Source organism: Nocardia sp. NPDC059240, from assembly GCF_042753865.1.
GTDB lineage: Bacteria > Actinomycetota > Actinomycetes > Mycobacteriales > Mycobacteriaceae > Nocardia.
Window position 1 is genome coordinate 97,798 of record NZ_JBHZAC010000021.1, and the last position, 16,254, is coordinate 114,051.

Annotated in this window: 15 protein-coding genes; 5 read left to right on the plus strand and 10 right to left on the minus strand. The window is 67.1% G+C overall.

Going from position 1 to position 16,254, the window contains the following annotated elements; all coding sequences use genetic code 11:
* Positions 1–123: 123 nt before the first annotated feature.
* The 5 genes from ACFXHA_RS44175 to ACFXHA_RS44195 form a co-directional block, all read right to left on the minus strand.
* The gene (locus tag ACFXHA_RS44175) at positions 124–846 is read right to left on the minus strand and encodes a helix-turn-helix domain-containing protein (RefSeq protein ID WP_379367220.1); all 723 of its coding nucleotides are present in this window, start codon (positions 844–846) and stop codon (positions 124–126) included.
* 263 nt (positions 847–1,109) lie between these two features.
* The gene (locus ACFXHA_RS44180) at positions 1,110–2,561 is read right to left on the minus strand and encodes a GntP family permease (protein WP_379367222.1); all 1,452 of its coding nucleotides are present in this window, start codon (positions 2,559–2,561) and stop codon (positions 1,110–1,112) included.
* Between the two features lie 28 nt (positions 2,562–2,589).
* Positions 2,590–3,210, minus strand: a complete 621-nt coding sequence (locus ACFXHA_RS44185) for a bifunctional 4-hydroxy-2-oxoglutarate aldolase/2-dehydro-3-deoxy-phosphogluconate aldolase (protein ID WP_379367224.1) — start codon at positions 3,208–3,210, stop codon at positions 2,590–2,592.
* Positions 3,211–3,634: 424 nt separating this feature from the next.
* On the minus strand, positions 3,635–5,251 hold the full coding sequence (locus tag ACFXHA_RS44190) for an amidohydrolase family protein (RefSeq protein WP_379367226.1): 1,617 nt from the start codon (positions 5,249–5,251) through the stop codon (positions 3,635–3,637).
* Between the two features lie 10 nt (positions 5,252–5,261).
* The gene (locus tag ACFXHA_RS44195) at positions 5,262–6,626 is read right to left on the minus strand and encodes an amino acid deaminase (protein WP_379367259.1); all 1,365 of its coding nucleotides are present in this window, start codon (positions 6,624–6,626) and stop codon (positions 5,262–5,264) included.
* A 219-nt stretch (positions 6,627–6,845) separates the two neighbouring features.
* On the opposite strand from ACFXHA_RS44195, the gene ACFXHA_RS44200 reads away from it, so the two are divergent.
* From ACFXHA_RS44200 to ACFXHA_RS44210, 3 genes are read left to right on the plus strand one after another with little or no spacing between them, the layout of a single operon-like run.
* The gene (locus ACFXHA_RS44200) at positions 6,846–7,880 is read left to right on the plus strand and encodes a sugar kinase (RefSeq protein WP_379367228.1); all 1,035 of its coding nucleotides are present in this window, start codon (positions 6,846–6,848) and stop codon (positions 7,878–7,880) included.
* The gene (locus tag ACFXHA_RS44205) at positions 7,877–8,632 is read left to right on the plus strand and encodes an IclR family transcriptional regulator (protein WP_379367230.1); all 756 of its coding nucleotides are present in this window, start codon (positions 7,877–7,879) and stop codon (positions 8,630–8,632) included. The genes ACFXHA_RS44200 and ACFXHA_RS44205 overlap by 4 nt, the downstream gene beginning before the upstream one ends.
* Before the next feature lie 10 nt (positions 8,633–8,642).
* Entirely contained in the window at positions 8,643–9,047 is a 405-nt protein-coding gene (locus ACFXHA_RS44210) for a RidA family protein (RefSeq protein ID WP_379367232.1), read from the plus strand.
* Here the strand turns inward: ACFXHA_RS44210 and ACFXHA_RS44215 are convergent.
* From ACFXHA_RS44215 to ACFXHA_RS44225, 3 genes are all read right to left on the minus strand, one after another.
* The gene (locus ACFXHA_RS44215) at positions 9,044–9,472 is read right to left on the minus strand and encodes a hypothetical protein (protein WP_379367234.1); all 429 of its coding nucleotides are present in this window, start codon (positions 9,470–9,472) and stop codon (positions 9,044–9,046) included. The genes ACFXHA_RS44210 and ACFXHA_RS44215 overlap by 4 nt on opposite strands.
* A gap of 100 nt (positions 9,473–9,572) precedes the next feature.
* Positions 9,573–10,604, minus strand: coding sequence for a hypothetical protein (locus ACFXHA_RS44220; protein ID WP_379367236.1), 1,032 nt, complete (start codon positions 10,602–10,604; stop codon positions 9,573–9,575).
* Between the two features lie 38 nt (positions 10,605–10,642).
* Positions 10,643–11,152 carry a PspA/IM30 family protein gene (locus ACFXHA_RS44225; protein ID WP_379367238.1) on the minus strand — a complete coding sequence of 170 codons (510 nt, stop codon included), beginning with the start codon at positions 11,150–11,152 and terminating at the stop codon, positions 10,643–10,645.
* Between the two features lie 278 nt (positions 11,153–11,430).
* On the opposite strand from ACFXHA_RS44225, the gene rho reads away from it, so the two are divergent.
* Entirely contained in the window at positions 11,431–12,603 is a 1,173-nt protein-coding gene (gene rho / locus ACFXHA_RS44230) for a transcription termination factor Rho (protein WP_379367240.1), read from the plus strand.
* Here rho and ACFXHA_RS44235 read toward each other — a convergent pair.
* The gene (locus tag ACFXHA_RS44235; RefSeq protein WP_379367242.1) at positions 12,590–13,375 is read right to left on the minus strand and encodes an alpha/beta hydrolase; all 786 of its coding nucleotides are present in this window, start codon (positions 13,373–13,375) and stop codon (positions 12,590–12,592) included. The two genes, rho and ACFXHA_RS44235, sit on opposite strands and share 14 nt — an antisense overlap.
* A gap of 9 nt (positions 13,376–13,384) precedes the next feature.
* A complete protein-coding gene (locus ACFXHA_RS44240; protein WP_379367244.1) occupies positions 13,385–14,677 on the minus strand; it encodes an MFS transporter in 1,293 nt (430 codons plus the stop codon).
* Positions 14,678–14,812: 135 nt separating this feature from the next.
* Here ACFXHA_RS44240 and ACFXHA_RS44245 point away from each other — a divergent pair.
* Positions 14,813–16,254, plus strand: a 1,442-nt coding sequence (locus ACFXHA_RS44245) for a DUF222 domain-containing protein (RefSeq protein WP_379367246.1), incomplete at its 3' end; no start/stop codon positions are given.

The window sequence follows — 16,254 nt, forward strand, 5'->3', positions numbered from 1 at the left end:
GCACAAATGCGGCTGCCCCCGTGTTTTCGGGGGCGGGGTGCCCCACTGACGCCCGGGGTGGGGGGGGGGGACCCCCCGGGGCCCCCGCCCCCCACGCCCGACTACCGGCACGGAAAGCGCGGGTCAGTCGACGGGGACCAGGGAATAGATCCACCAAGGACGCTGCGGCAGTTCGAATTTGAACAGCTGCATGTGGTAGGCGATCCAGTCACCGGTATCGGGTGAGCGCACCCGGATCGGCCGGCGGGGGATGTTGTCGGGGTGAACCTCGGTGGACCAGAAGCGATCCCATTCCGGCGCGGCACTGCACCGGTCGATGATGGCCTGGATCCGCTCCGGCGGGTGGACGGCCGGAGCCATGTAGCGGAACCCGAACACCATGAGGTGTATCTCGCGTTCCCAGTCTTCGATGACCTCACGCGCCCGTGGATCGAACAGCATCCATTCGAGCAGGACATCGCCCGGCGCGAGGCCCGGAAATGCCCGCAGATACGCATCATTCGCGGCGACCAGCTCCACCGACGGCATGGTCTGGTAGCACGCGGGATACGGGATCGCGTCCAGGAAGTCGAGCTCGTAAGGCTCCGGCGGGGTGTCCTGCGTACCGAAGGTGGACAATTCGGGCTGCAGCAGGGTGGCGACGTGTTCGCGCACCTGCGCCGGTACTCCCAGCGCGGAGAACAGCGCGCCCAGGGCGACCGCGGTGGGCCTGCGGGTGCCCTGCTCGATCTTCTGGATCAGCGCCTCGGAGACGTCGGCCTTGCGGGCGAGCTCCGCGCGGGTAAGACCCGCCGCCTCCCGCCGGGTACGCACAAAGTCCGCGATCTCCATCCGCGACGCAGTCACCGATACCCCCAACCCGCACAACACAGTTGCTGCCGCACAAGTATCCGGCCGCGATGGCACTGGGACAAACTGGGACAGGACCACGCCTTGCCCCGAACCGCTCCGGATCGAGATGCTCGACACCGGGTGTCCGCGAGGGGAGGGCATGAACGCGGACCGCATCGTCTTGTGCCGATGCCGATCCGCGGGGCGTGCCGAGTGGCATCCGACGCCGCGGCGGTGCATCCGGGGGGAGCACCGCCGCGGCACACACCCACAGCGTCTCAGGCGAAGATCGCGAACAGCAGCCCTGCCACCGCGAAACTCACCACCGAGAGCACCGTTTCGAGCACGGTCCAGGTTTGCAGGGTCTGTTTGACGGTGAGGTTGAAGAACTTCGAGATGATCCAGAAACCGCCGTCGTTGACGTGGCTGAGGATGATGGAACCGGCCGCGATGGCCATCGCGATCAAGGCCAGCGCGACCTGCGAGTAGCCCTGCTCGTGCACCAGTGGTGCGACGATGCCGCCGGTGGTGACGATGGCGACGGTGGCCGAGCCCTGGGCGATGCGCAGGCCGCAGCTGATCACGTAGGCCAGCACGATCACGGGGAGGCCGGCGGCGGCCATGGTGTGGGCCAGGGCGGTGCCGATTCCGGTGGCGGAGATGACCTTTCCGAAGAACGCGCCCGCACCGACGACCAGCAACAGCATGCCGACCGGCCGCAGGGATTCGGCGGTCACCGTGCTGAGTTCCTGCACCGTCGAGCCGCGGCGGATGCCCAGCACGTAGAAGGCGATGAGGACGGTGATCAGCAGTGCCACGGCGGGGGTGCCCAGGAAGGTCAAGACCTGCAACGGTTTCGAACCGGTGGTGAGCAGTTGGCTGCCGAAGGTCGCACCCAGGATCAGGATCAGCGGCACCGCAACGATCGCGCCGATCAGGCCGACCGAAGGCGGCCGCTTGACCAGGGTCGCGGTGGCGGTACCACCGGTGGCCGCGCCCGGAGCGTCCTCGCCGGAACCGTTGTCCTGCTTGCGGATCAGAAACTCCGCAGGCACCTCGACCTGTACCCGCTTGCCGATCCAGCTGCCCCACACGATGCCCGCCGCGACGAATCCCGGGATGCCGCAGACGAATCCCATCACGATGAGCCAGCCCAGGCTGACACCCAGCAACCCGCCCAGCGACACCGGGCCCGGATGCGGCGGGAGGAAGGCGTGCGTCATCGACAGGCCCGCCAGCATCGGCAGCGCGTACAGCACCAGCGAGCGCCCGCCCTGCTTGGCCGCCACGTACACCAGCGGCGCGAGCACGAAGATACCGATATCGAAGAACACCGGGATACCGAAGATGAGCCCGAGCAGGCCCATGGCGACGGGAGCGCCCTTCTCGCCGAACAGATCCAGCAGTTTGCGGGTCAAGACGTCCGCGCCGCCGGATCGTTCCAGGATCGCGCCCAGCACGGTGCCCAGTCCGATGATCACCGCGATATGGCCGAGGATCGACCCGAATCCGGTCTCCAGCAAGGAATCACCGGATTTCAGTGCGGTGCCGACGATTTGCGACACAGGCAGCCCGGCGGCCAGCGCCAGCGCGAGCCCGGTGAGCAGCAGGGCGATGAACGGTTCCAGCTTGAACCGGATGATCGCGATCAGCAGTACGGCGATCGCCGCACCGCAGAGCAGCAGCAGTCCCGGCGTGCTGGTACGCAGCCAGTCCACGGTGGTGCCCATGGGATACCTCTCAGTTCACAACTAGAAATCAGTGCAGAGCTCGAACGAAGGTGGCCGCGCGCGAAGCGATTTCGGCCCATTCACCCGCCGCGACGGCGGCGGGCGGTACGACATCGGTTCCGGCGGTCACCGCGACCGCCCCGTGGGCGAGGAAGTCCGCGGCATTACCGGCATTGACCCCGCCGGAGGGGATCAGCCGCACATCCGGGAAGGGACCGTGCAGGTCCTTCAGGTAGCCGGGCCCCAGGGCCTTGGCCGGGAAGATCTTCACCGCCGCAGCGCCGAGCTCCATCGCCCACATCACCTCGGACGGCGTGAAAGCGCCCATCACGACCGGGATTTCACGCTGCGCCGCCACCTCGGCGACCTGCTCGCTGATACCCGGCGTGACCAGGAACTGCGCGCCCGCGTCGATGGCCGATTGCGCCTGATCCCGAGTGAGCACGGTGCCCGCACCGATCACTCCGACCCCGGCCTTCGCGATATCGCCGATGTACTCCAGCACACCCGGCGTGGTGAAAGTCAGTTCCACCGCGCGGATTCCCGCCCCGGCGAGACTGTCTGCCAACGCCACCGGATCGGGAATCTCCGGCGCCCGCACCACGGTCAGCGCGCGATCGGCCAGAATGGCCTCCACGGCGGAATTCATCGATTCTCCTTTCGCCCGGCCCGCAGGCGCATCGATATCGCGCGCGAGCCGATGGATGTGCTTGTGGTCGAGCCGAATTCGCCGCTCCCGCGCCAGGACCTGGCCGCCACTCCGCGCCGCACCGACGGTCGGTGGGATCTCCTACCGATGGCCTGCCTCGACATCCCGATCGTCCGTTGAGGACATGGCCACGCCGAGCACGACGGCCGCGCAGGCGGCGTTGGGTCTGGGTGCGTAAACCGGCGGCTGCCCCGTCGCCCACGGCCGCCAGACCGTCGGCGCACGCGTCGCGCGTCGGGTGGCTGCCCGTCGCCCTCACACTCGCTCCCCCCGGAGGTGGCAGGGGATTCGATGGCGAGGGCGTCCGACCCGGCACCTCGGCGATCTCTCACGGGGCCTATCGGCGATCTCGCGTGGCCGGTGGTCATCGGGTCTGCCCCGTCGCCGGGTCCATGCGGAGGGCGCGTCCGGCGCGGTGGCCGGTGGGTTTGCCGGCGTCCAGGGCGAATTCGCCGTTGACGAGGACGTATGGGATGCCGTGGGCCTGCTGCTTGGGCTCGTCGAAGGTGGCGGTGTCGATCACCGTGGCCGGGTCGAACAAAACCAGGTCGGCGGCGTAGCCGGGGCGGATGAGGCCGCGGTCGCGGAGGCGCAGGCGTTCGGCGGGGCGGCCGGTGCAGTGGTGGACGCAGTCCTCGAGGTCGAGAACACCCAGTTCGCGGGTGTAGTGGCCGAGGTAGCGGGGGAAGGTGCCCCAGGCGCGGGGGGGGGGGGGGGGGGGGGCGAGGAGGCCGTCGGTGCCGCCCATGTGGCGGGAGTGGCGCATGATGGCGCGCACGTTCTCCTCGTGGCCGACGTGTTGAAGGATGCTGGTGGCCAACTGGTCTCGGGTCAGCAGGTCGAAGAACACCTCGACCGGGGGCCGGGCCTCGGTGGTCGCGATCTCGGCGAGGGTGCGGCCGACGTACTGCTCGAGGTCGGGGTTGGCGACGCCGCTTATCTGGATGGTCTCCCATTCCACGGTGACGCCGTGACAGCCGTCGGAACCATTGACGTTGACGTCCTCGATGATTCGCGTCCGTGCGCCGGGATCGGTGAGTCGCTCCAGCGCGGCATCCGGGCCGCCGCTCATCGCCCAGCTCGGCAGCAATGCCGAGAGCGTGGTCGAACCGGGCAGATACGGGTAGGTGTCGAGGGTGATGTCGCAGCCGTCGGCCAGTGCCGCGTCGATCAGGGCCAGGAATTCTGGTGCGCGGCCGCGGTTCTCGCCGAAGTTCATGGTGGCGTGGGTCAGGTGCAGGGCGACGCCGGTGCGGCGGGCCAACTCGATCATCTCCGCGTATGCCTCCAGCGCCCCGGCTCCGTAAGAGCGGGTGTGCGGGGCGTAGAAGCCGCCGAATTCCGCGACCACCTCGCAGAGCGACGCGAGTTCCGAAGTGTCGGCGTACATTCCGGGCGTGTAGGTGAGCCCGCTGGACATGCCCACCGCGCCCTCGGTCAGCGCCTGGCGCAGAATCAGCCGCATGTGCTGGATCTCCGCCGAGGTTGCGGCACGCTTCTCGGTGCCGACGACCATCAGCCGCAAGGTGCCCTGCGGCACCAGATAGGCGGCGTTCGGGGTGATCCCGGCGGTATCGAGGCGGTCGAGATATTGCGCGACGGTGCGCCAGTCGAAGTCGAGGTCGGCGGGATTGCCGTTCCACCCGGCGATCTGGCGGCGCACGATAGCGAGCGCGGCATCGTCGATGGGTGCGTAGGACAGCCCGTCCTGTCCGATCACCTCGGTGGTGATGCCCTGACTCAGCTTGGGGAAATGCCCCGGATGCGTCAGCAGATGCAGGTCGGAATGCGCGTGCATATCGATGAATCCCGGTGCCAGCACCAGGTTCTCGCCCTCGTCGAGGATCCGGTCAGCGTCCGTGATCGTCCCGGGTGCGGCGATCTCGGCGATCCGTCCGCCGTCGACCACCACATCCGCCCGGTACCGCGCTCCGCCGGTGCCGTCGATGACATCGATGTCACGAATCAATAGGTCGGCCATGACATCCCGCTCAGAAATAGGTCGGCAGGAAACCGACGATCCGCGGCCGCTCGGCGTCCGCGTCATCGATCACCGGAATCAGCCGCCATTTATCGAACGCGGTACACGGATGCGAAAGCCCCAGCCGCACCACACTTCCCACCGGCACATCGATGCCCGAACCACCGGGCAACCGCAGGAAGGTGTGCTGATCATTGAGCGCCGACACATTCGCGCCTGCCGGCAGCGAGGTGCTTGCCGGTCCCGCCATCCGCTGCGGGACCGGCAACCCCTCATCGAACGGAAGATCACGCTTACCCGCATCGAGCAGCGCGAGTTCCGTTTCCGGGCGGGACACACACCGTGCCCATCCGTGCATGGCCGACCGCAACGGACGCTCCGAGCGCCCCGCCGCCAACGGCGAAATCCCCGAGTAGAAGCCATCGTCGTGCACCAGATACGCCCCGGACCGCAACACCACGGCCGTCGGAACCCCGTGCGCACCAGCCTCATCCGCGAGCCCGGCCAGCCGCTCGACGACCAGATCCGGGTAGGCGCTGCCACCCGCGGTCACAATCGCCGCACGACGTGACAGCCCGGCCCGGGAGGCAGCGGCCCCGTCCACGCCGAGAGGGGATCCGTCGCCCGTGAGCTCAGCGCCCGCATCCGACGCACCGACGAACTCGTCGTAGCGCCCGGCGGCGGCGAGTTCCTGGTGCAGGATCGCAACCTCATCGAGGTAATGGCGAACGGCGGCAAGACCTTCCGGGGTGCGGTCGTGGGCGAGTGCGCCCTCGTAGCCGCCGACTCCGGCCAGGCGTAGGCGCGGGGACTTGTCGACCGCGTCGGCCACCTCGTGGGCGGCGGCGAGGCCGCGCGCGCCGGTGCGGCCGTGCGGGCCACCGAGTTCCACGATGACGTTGAGCTGCACGCCGTCCGGCGCGGACTCCAGGTGGCGTTCCATTTCGCGGACCGAGCCGACGCCGTCGACCCAGCTGTAGAGCTCGAAGTTCGGGTCGGATTCGATTTCGGCTGCGGCCCAGCGCAATCCGGTCGGGTCCAGGAGTGCGTTGGCGAGCATGATGCGGTTCAGGCCGAGGGAGCGACCGATCTGGACCTGCCAGCCGGTGGCGAGGGTGATGCCCCAGGATCCGGCTTCCAGCTGCTCGTTCCAGAGCTGCGGGGACATGGAGGTCTTGCCGTGGGGAGCCAGCTGTACGCCGGCGGTACGGGCCCAGTCGGCCATCACGGCACGGTTGGCGTCCAGCGCGGAGCGGTCCATGGTCAGGACCGGGGTCTGCAGGTCGTCCAAGTGCGGGGCGGTGGCCAGGTAGTCACGCACGGTCAGTCCCCATGCGGCGGGCGGCAGCGATTTGTGCTGCGGGCCCAGGATCAGATCCTGAACGGCCCTGCCGTTGTCGGCGAGAGTCCGATTGCCCGCGGGCACTCCGGTGATCTCGCTGGGGGCTGCGACGACGTTGTCGGCGGCCACGACGCTCCTTCCGGTCATAGCTCCAAGCAATTGCATAATTTGCAACGCTTGTTGCACATCGTGTTTCTGATGGTTAGTCTGCACGTAATGTCCGAAAGCCGCAACCATTCGAAGGAGATTGGTGTGATCCAGCCGACTGCCCGGGCTGTCACCGTCGGCGAGGGCCTCGCGGTGCTCATCGCGGCACCCGGGCCGCTCGAGGACTCCCCCGCATTCGATCGGGGCGCGGGCGGCGCGGAGGCGAATGTCGCGTGCGTGTTGAGTCAGCTCGGCGTGCCGACCGGTTGGCTCTCCCGGGTCGGGGACGACGGCTTCGGGCGCTATCTGGTCCGGCATCTCACCGAACGCGGCGTGGACACCTCCGCCGTCACCGTCGACGAGACCCGGTCGACCGCGGTCTACGTGAAGGAACGCGGCAGCGGCTCCGATCGCCCGAACGACCTCGCCGCCGGGGACAGCCGAATGCTGTACTACCGCACCGGTTCCGCCGCAAGCGCGCTGTCACCGGCCGACCTGGCAAGTGCAGCTGAACTTCTCGACCAAGCCGAACTGGTCCACTTCACCGGCATCACCACCGCGCTGTCTCCCACGGCGACCGCGCTCACCGATGCCCTGCTCGCCCTCCCCCGGCACGGTCGGCTGATCAGCTTCGACCTCAACTACCGCCCGGCCCTGTGGGCCCGGCGCGACGAGTCCGCCGCCGACATCCTGGCCCGCCACATCGCCGGCAGCGACGTGGTGTTCCTGGGCGCGGACGAGGCCGAGGAGGTCTTCGGAATCGGTGACGCCGACCGGCTGCGCGCCGCCTTCCCGCAGCCCCGGCATCTGATCGTCAAGAACGACAAGCACTCTGTCACCGGGTTCCTCGGCGCGGACCGCCTGGAGGTCCCGGCCCTCACCCTGGAGGTCACCGAACGCATCGGCGCCGGTGACGCTTTCGCGGGCGGCTACCTCGCCGCACTACTGCAGGGCCGTCCGCACGAACAGTTGCTGCGCTTCGGCCACCTGTGCGCGGCCGCCGCGCTCACCGGTACCGGTGACATCGCCGAACTGCCGCCGCTGTCCACGCTCGAATCCCTGGCCGCGGCAAGCCCGTCGGAGTGGTCGACCCTCCATTACCGCCCCGGCCTGCTTCTCCCCGAGAATGTGGCCTCATGAGTCAGAGTCTCCAGCGCGCCCTCACCCTCCTCGTCGAACTCGGTGAGGAGCCGAAATCCCTGGACCAGTTGGCGACTCGGCTCGGCGTGCACAAGTCGACCGTGCTGCGGCTGCTGCAGACCATGGAGGCCGACCGCTTCGTCACCCACGACAGCGAGCACCGCTACCGGCTCGGCACCCGACTGTTCGAACTGGCCAACCGCTCCCTGGAAGGCCGCGATGTGCGCACGATCGCGCGCCCACACCTGGCCGCGCTCAACGCCGACACCGGGCAGACCGTGCACCTGGCCACCTACGAATCCGGCGAGGCCGTCTACATCGACAAGCTCGACGCCACCCACAGCGTGCGCATGTACTCGCGCATCGGCCGCCCGGCAGCGCTGCACTGCACGGCCGTCGGCAAGGTGCTGGTGTCGGCGCTGCCGCGAGCACAGTGGGCGGGCATCGCGGCGGGCCTCGACTACCGCGCCTACACCGACAAGACCATCCGTACCCCCGAGCAATACCTCACGGAACTCGAACTCGTTGCGGCCCAAGGCTTTGCCGAGGACCACGAGGAGCACGAGAGCTTCATCAACTGTGTGGCCGTCCCGATCCACGACGGCACCGGCGCGACCGTCGCCGCACTGTCGGTGTCGGTGCCGGACATGCTGCTCGATCACGACCAGGTCCTCGGACTGCTGCCGCGCGTGCGCGACACGGCCGAGGCCGTATCCACCGAGCTCGGCTGGAGTCCGAGCCCCGAGAAGTGAAAGGCCGACCATGAGCCAGAAGATCGCCATCCGCACCGACAATGCCCCCGCCCCCGCGCACACCTTCTCCCAGGGCGTGCGCAAGGGACCGTTCCTGCAGGTGTCCGGTCAGGGCCCCGTCGACCCGGCGACGAGCGAGTACCTCTATCCGGGAGACGTTGCGGCCCAGACCATCCGGACCCTGGAGAACGTGAAGGCGATCGTCGAGGCGGGCGGGGCGAGCTTCGACGACGTGGTGATGCTGCGCGTCTACCTCACGAAGCGCGAGGACTTCGCCATCATGAACGAGGCGTACGGCAAGTTCGTGAACGAGCACACCACCGGCGAGGTACTCCCCAGCCGCACAACGGTTTTCACCGGCCTGCCGCGTGAGGAGATGCTGGTGGAGATCGACGGAATCGCCATCGTCGATTAGTCGACGCCGATGTGCTGATGGTCGGTGCGGATGCGACCGTCTTCGTCCAGGGCGAGGACATCCATCCCACCGCCGACCACGGTCCCGTCGGTGGTCACCATCGACCAGGTGAGGGCGATGACCTGCTTCAGCAGCGTCGTCACCTCCCCGCGCTGGACGAAGCGGGTTTCGCCCGATGCCACGAACATCTCGTAGGCCCGCGCCACGCGGCGCTCCAGAGCATGATGTCCGCGCACTTCCAGCGGCGGAATCGGAAAGCTGATGCGGGTCGCGGCGTTTCGCATATCTTCGGGCGGATCCACCAGGATCTGCGCACCATCCTCGGCCCACAGATCGTGAATCAGCTTGCGCCGCAATGCCGGATCGGATTCGTTCCACATGGCCAGGTAGCGGCCGGCGAGTTCGTTGATGTCGATTTTCGTCATGGCAACGAGTCTGCGCGGATTCGATGCGCCGAGCGATTCCCCACAGGGAATGAAACAGGGCCGCACGCGGTTGAGCGTGCGGCCCTGTTTCAGGTTCGGGCTACTTCCCGGCGAGCACCGCGAGCACCGGCTCGGACAGGAAGAACGGCTCCAGCCGCTCGCGAATCAGCTTGGCCAGCACGCCATTACGTTTGGCGGCCTCCACCACGGCCGGGCCGTAGCGCAGAATCTCCTCAGCGATGACGTCTTCGGACAGCCCGAGCTCGGGCAGCAGGCCGGCGAGGGTATGGTCGCCGTACTTCTCGAAGAACACCTCCACGCCCTGGTCCACCAGCACGCCGACGTATTCCTTGTTGCGGGTGGTCACCGCGATCCGGTGGATGATCACCGCGAGATCGATCAGATCCTGCTGGGACAGGTATTCCTTGAGGCCGCTGACCGGCTCACCGGCGTGCAGGTCCCAGAATTCCATGGCGGCGTCGTGCACGGGCGCGTCCCGCAGCATCTCGCGGATGGCGTTGTTGGTCCGCTTGAGCGCGAATTGCGCACCCTTACCGGCCATTTCGCCGATGAAGCTGCCGCCCGCCTTCTCCGCGGCCTTGCGCGCGGACTTGGCGGCATTGGTGCCCATCGAGACCAGCGAGCCGACGCCGGGAATCTTTCCCGCGATCTGCTTGTTGGTCTCCATGAAATCGTCGACCAGCTTGTCCACGAACTTGGCGGCCACGGTCGCGATCAGGGGGCTCTCGGTGAGCCGTTCCAGGATGCGTTCCTGGGCCTGGTGCATGCCGAAGATCTTCTCCAGCAGCTGCTCCACCGGTTCGCGGTCGACCACGTCGCCCAGGGTGTAGTCATTGTTCCCGGCGATGTCCTGGTACAGGTGACCGGCCAGCGCGGGGACCATCTCGCCCAGCACGGGGCTGCCGCCGATCAGGTTGATCACATTGGCGACGGTCTGCTTGGCCTGATCGATCTCCACCACGTCGCGGAAGATGATGGTGTCTGCGACACCGATCACGTCCTTCACGTCGCGGGCGATCACTTCGGCGAAGCGGTCACCGCTGACCTCGGCGACAATGAAGTCGACCTGCAGGTCCAGCAGCTTCTCGGCGATTTCGCGCGGTTCGGTCAAGGTTCCACCCAATCAAGTTCGAGGCGGACCGCCCGGAATCACTCGGAATCGTTGCCGTGCATCGATTTTCGAATCTGATCCAGACGTTCCCGCGCGGCCTTGGCCCGCGCTTCCCACTGTTCGTCGACGCTGCGACCCACCGGTGTCTGACGATCGAGCTCGTCCATCCCCTGCGATGTGCCGTAGCGCTGCTCGACCTTATCGCGAACTGACTCGAAAGTAGGGACACCGGTGTTCGTATACCCGCCGATCTCCGGTCCGGAGGGGATACCCGCAGGCGGTACCGGTATCGGCGTGATCACCGGACCGGCTCCCACCTGCTCCAATGCGCCGACCGTCTCAGACTGCGAATAGCCGTCCATCGGAAGCGTGTCAGGAGTCACATCGATTACATCCGGGGCATGACCCAGGGTCGCCGCCAGCGACTGCGCCACCGCGTGCAGGGCGGCCAGACCCGCCCGGCCGTCGGTGGCGGCCTCCACCACGGCCGCCAATTCGGCGTCCGGCAGCTGTGCCAACAGGGCCACGAGTTCCTTGGCATCGCTCATGTGTTCCAGGCTACGCATTGCGCCGAGATCGAGGACGGCGTACGGTGAGGGCGTCGCGATCCTGTGGATGTAGGTAGACAGCAAGTCCCTCCCACACGATTTCCTCTCTTCCCCGAGTTCCAACCCGGCAGAGCCATATTGATCGCCACCCGGCGATATCGGCTCCGGACCACTCGGATTCACCGGCGGTTCCATACCGCCATCGGCCGTATCCGGCCATTCCCAAACATTCACTCCCGGTGCGCAAGTCACCGGATCCTGCAACAGGAGAACATCTCATGACCACCATCGAACCCCGGCCGCGTACCGCACAGCGGAACCCGGCCCCAGTACTCGAACACATCGAAACCCTCTCCCCCACAACGGGACTCCTGGATATCCACGGCCAGACGGCGATGCTGCGCACCAGCGGCTACCTGCCCGGACCCCGCGACATCCACGTCCCCGCCCGCCTGATTCGCGCCCACGACCTGCGCCGCGGCGACCTGGTCACCGGCCTGGCGGAGCCGAATGCCAAGAACGGCAAGCATGCTCCGCTGGTGCGCGTCGACACCGTCAACGGCCACCCGGCCACCGACCTGCCGAAGCGCCCGAAGTTCGGCGACCTGACCCCCATCCACCCCGATGAGCGGCTGCGCCTGGAAACCGAGCCGAACAAGCTCACCGCCCGCGTCACCGACCTCATCATGCCGATCGGCAAGGGCCAGCGCGCCCTCATCGTGGCACCGCCGAAGGCGGGCAAAACCTCTGTGCTGCAAGCGATCGCACGCGGCATCGCAGCCAATCATCCCGAAGTGCACCTCATGCTGGTGCTCGTCGGCGAACGCCCGGAGGAGGTCACCGACCTGTCGCGCGGCGTGCCGGCCGAGGTTGTCGCCGCCACCTTCGACCACTCCCCGGCCGAGCAGACGGCGCTCGCGGAACTGGCCATCGAACGCGCGCAACGCCTGGCCGAGGAGGGTCGCGACGTCGTCGTCCTACTCGACTCGCTGACCCGGCTCGCCCGCGCCTACAACATGACCGGCCATGCCTCGGGCCGAATCCTTTCCGGCGGAATGGATTCCCAGGCGCTGCTGCCGCCGAAGCGTTTCCTGGGCGCGGCCCGCAACTTCGAGAACGGCGGCTCGCTGACCGTGATCGCGACCGCGCTCGTCGAAACCGGTTCGCTCGCCGACACCGTCATCTTCGAGGAGTACAAGGGCACCGGCAATGCCGAACTCAAGCTCGACCGCACCCTGGCGGGCCGCCACATCTTCCCCGCCGTGGATATCTCGAAATCCAGTACCCGCCGCGATGACCTGCTTTTCGATCCGGCCGAGCGCCAGGCCGTGAATCTGCTGCGCCGCACACTGGCCGATCTGGATGATCAGCGCGCCCTCGACCTGCTCCTCGACGGTCTGCGCAAGACCGGCAGCAATGCCGAGTTCCTACTCAACATCACCCGGAAGTGAGCCGCTTGGGCGGCAATACGCCCGCAGCCCATTTGGCCACGGTCTCCGCCCAGCCCGGGAACCCGATGAGATCGTTGTGCATCCCACCCGGATAGATCACCAGCTCCTTGGGTTCCGGTGCGGCCGCGAACAATTCCCGGCCCATCCGCACCGGCAGCAGTTCGTCATTGTCGCCGTGCATGAGCAGCACCGGGGATTGCAGCCGCCGAATCCGCCGCAGGCTCGGATACGCGTTGGGCACGAACAGCTTCGGCAGCATCGGATACACCGCGACCGCCGCGTCGCGCAGGCCGGTGAAGGTCGACATGAGCAGCAGTGCCGCCGGCGGGAAGGCGGTCGCCAACTCGAGCATCACACCGCCGCCGAGCGACTTGCCCAGATACACCACTCGGCTCGGATCCACTCCCGGCTGGGCGAGCAGAGCGTCCCGCGCGGCCCGCACATCCCGGTAGGTGCCCTGCTCACTGGTCCGACCGGTGCTGCGCCCGTATCCGCGATAGTCGAAAACCAGCACATCGAACCCGACCGCCGCGAGCATGGCCAGCATCGGTGACCGATCACCGATGTTGCCGCCGTTCCCGTGCGCGAACAGAATGTGCCCCAACGGTTCCCCGGCAGCCCGCACGAACCACGCGTTGACGGTCTCCCCATCGGAGGTGCGCAGCGACAGATCCTCGTACGGGAGCCCGAACATCTCGGGCGTAGCCACGATCTGCCGATCGCCCGGCTGATAGGTCAGCGCATTCAGAATCGGGTCAGCCGGATGCCACATACCCCTTTCTTACCCCACCCGCTCCCGAATCCCGCGCCGCATGGCCAGCGCACCGATCGCCGACCCCACCATGCACGCCCCGACCACCCACAACCCGGCCTTCTGCGTCCCCGTCCAGTCCTTCAGCCAGCCCGTCACATACGGTGCGGCGAACCCGCTGATATTGCCGATCGAATTGATCAGGGCGATACCGCCCGCCGCGGCCGCACCGGACAGGAAGGTGCTCGGCAAGGCCCAGAACGTCGGCAATGCTGCGAGCACTCCGACCGCACACACGGTCACCGCGACCATGGCGCTGAACGGATTCCCCAGATAGAGAGTCACCGGTATCGCCAGCCCGCCGACCAGCGCCGGCAGAGCCACATGCCACACCCGCTCCCCGGTGCGGTCACCGTGGCGGCTCCACCACACCATCACCACCGCGCCGATCACGTACGGCACCGCATTGATCAGGCCGCGCTGGATCACCGAATAGTGTGTGCCGTACTGCTGCTGGAATCCGTTGATGATGGTGGGCAGGAAGAAGCCGAGCGCGTACAGGCCGTACACAATCCCGCCGTAGACCAGGGCCAGGCCGAGAATCCGCGGATGCGTCAACGCCTTCCGCAGGGTCCAATGCTCCTCGGCTGATCGCTGCTCGTCCTCGGCGGCGAGTTCAGCTGCCAGCCACTGCCGTTCGGCGGGTTCCAACCAGGTCGCCTTCTCGGGGCTATCGGTGAGATAGAACCAGGTGACCACCGCCAGCACGAGCGACGGGATACCCTCGACCAGAAACATGAAACGCCAGCCACTGAGGCCGAAAACACCATCGCCCCACTGCAATAGGAGACTCGACAGAGTTGCACCCAGGGCGGTCGAGATCGGCACGGCCGTCATGAAAAGTGCGACGATCCGCGCGCGATGGCGTTGCGGGAACCAATACGTCAGGTAGAGCAGAATGCCCGGGAAGAACCCGGCCTCGGCGACTCCGAGCAGGAATCGAAGCACGATCAGCGTGGTGCCGTTCGGCACGAACGCCATGGCCGACGCGATCACGCCCCAGGTCACCAGGATTCGCGCGATCCACCGGCGCGCGCCGAAACGGTGCAGCGCGAGATTGCTCGGGACTTCCAGGACCAGGTAGCCCAGAAAGAAGATGCCCGAGGCGAATCCGAACGCCGTTTCGCTCAAGCCGAGAGCGGACTTCATTCCGTTGGGTCCGGCGAATCCGATATTCACCCGGTCCAAGTAATTGACGAAGTACAGCAGGCCGAGGAAGGGGACCAACCGGACGGTCACCTTGCGCAGGGTTGTATGAGACACATCAACAGACTCCACTCGGGCATTCTGCTTCACGCCTGGCCGCGAGGCTTTCGGAAACACCAGAAATTCTGAAAGTGCTTATATCACAACGTAATTCGAGTTCCGCAGCGATCATGCGGGGGGTAGAATTAGCACATGGGTTCGATTGGGGTGACATTCGACAACTGCGGGATCGCCGAACTGGCGGCCGCGGTCGATACCCTGACGGACGCTATCGCTCACGCTTCCCTGACCCAGTTCGCCGATGCCGATGTGGTGGCATTGATGCAGCAGTTGGAGACCTGCAAGCGGAAGCTGTCGGCGCTGGATTCGAAGCTGATCGTGGAAGCATCCGATCGCTCACTGCCCGAGACCTCGGGTGCGGGCAAGCTGATCCCGTTCCTGCGTCACACCCTCGGCCTGTCCGCGCACGACGCGTCGGTGCGGGTGAAGATTACCCGCGAGTGCGGCGAGTTCACCGAACCGACCGGGCACCTGCGCCCTGCCGCGCTGTCGGCGACGGCGGAAGCGTTCGAAGCCGGTGCCATCTCGCGTGATCACGCCCGCAACATCGTCGACATCGTCAAGCACCTGCCCGCCGACATCCCGGCCGAAGCCCGCACCGAGGCCGAGGCGTTGTTGGTCGAGAAGTCTTGTGCGGGTTTGTTTCCCGACGACCTGCCCAAGATCGGCCGCGAGATCATGGCCCGCGTCGACCCCGACGGCACCGTCTTCAACGACGCCGACCGTCGCCGCCGGCGTGGCATCATCCTCGGCCGTCCCGGCGTGGACGGCATGAGCTGGATCGAAGGCTGGCTCACCCCGGAACTGCGTGCCCTGCTCGACGGGTTCCTGGCCAAGTTCGCGCGCCCCGGCATGTGCAACCCCGAAGATGCCGACAGCCCGACCGCGACCACCCCGGTCATCGACACCGATGCGCTCGAGGCTGCCGCGCGTCGTGACCGCCGCGATGCGGGTCAGCGGGTGCACGACGCGTTCGCCGCGATGCTGCAGCCCGGCCTCGACTTCAGCAAGCTCGGCACCCACCGCGGCCTGCCCGTCGGTGTGCTGTTCAGCATCGATGTCGCGGACATGGAGCGCGGCACCGGCATCGCCACCACCGCCACCGGCGGCCACGTCTCCATCAGCGAAGCGTTGAAGATGGCCGCCGGGACCAAGCCGTATGTCGCGGTCCTGGATTCCGACGGGATCCCGCTGTTCCTCGGGCGCGGCCCCCGCCTCGCTTCCTCCGGCCAGCGCATCGCACTGGTTGCCCGCGACAAGGGCTGCACGCATCCGGATTGCGATGCGCCACCATCGATGTGCGCGGTACACCACGTGAACGATTGGGCCAACAACGGACCTACCGACCTCACCAATCTGACCTTGGTGTGCGATCACCACCACGCGCTCGTGAATGACAGCCCGAACGGCTGGAAAACAGTGATGCTCGGCAAGGATTCACCGAACCCGGGCCGCGTCGGCTGGATCGCACCGAAAACCATCGACCCGTCGCGCACGCCGCACGTCAACGAGAAACATCACGTCGGACCGCTGGTCGCCACTAGCATCGCCGCACGCTGCCGGGAGTGGGGTCC

Coding starts and splice junctions, on each gene's coding strand:
- ACFXHA_RS44180 (WP_379367222.1), bottom strand. CDS start 2,561: ATGGGCACCACCGTGGACTGGCTGCGTACCAGCACGCCGGGACTGCTG.
- ACFXHA_RS44185 (WP_379367224.1), bottom strand. CDS start 3,210: ATGAATTCCGCCGTGGAGGCCATTCTGGCCGATCGCGCGCTGACCGTG.
- ACFXHA_RS44190 (WP_379367226.1), bottom strand. CDS start 5,251: ATGGCCGACCTATTGATTCGTGACATCGATGTCATCGACGGCACCGGC.
- ACFXHA_RS44205 (WP_379367230.1), top strand. CDS start 7,877: ATGAGTCAGAGTCTCCAGCGCGCCCTCACCCTCCTCGTCGAACTCGGT.
- ACFXHA_RS44210 (WP_379367232.1), top strand. CDS start 8,643: ATGAGCCAGAAGATCGCCATCCGCACCGACAATGCCCCCGCCCCCGCG.
- ACFXHA_RS44215 (WP_379367234.1), bottom strand. CDS start 9,472: ATGACGAAAATCGACATCAACGAACTCGCCGGCCGCTACCTGGCCATG.
- ACFXHA_RS44225 (WP_379367238.1), bottom strand. CDS start 11,152: ATGAGCGATGCCAAGGAACTCGTGGCCCTGTTGGCACAGCTGCCGGAC.
- rho (WP_379367240.1), top strand. CDS start 11,431: ATGACCACCATCGAACCCCGGCCGCGTACCGCACAGCGGAACCCGGCC.
- ACFXHA_RS44235 (WP_379367242.1), bottom strand. CDS start 13,375: ATGTGGCATCCGGCTGACCCGATTCTGAATGCGCTGACCTATCAGCCG.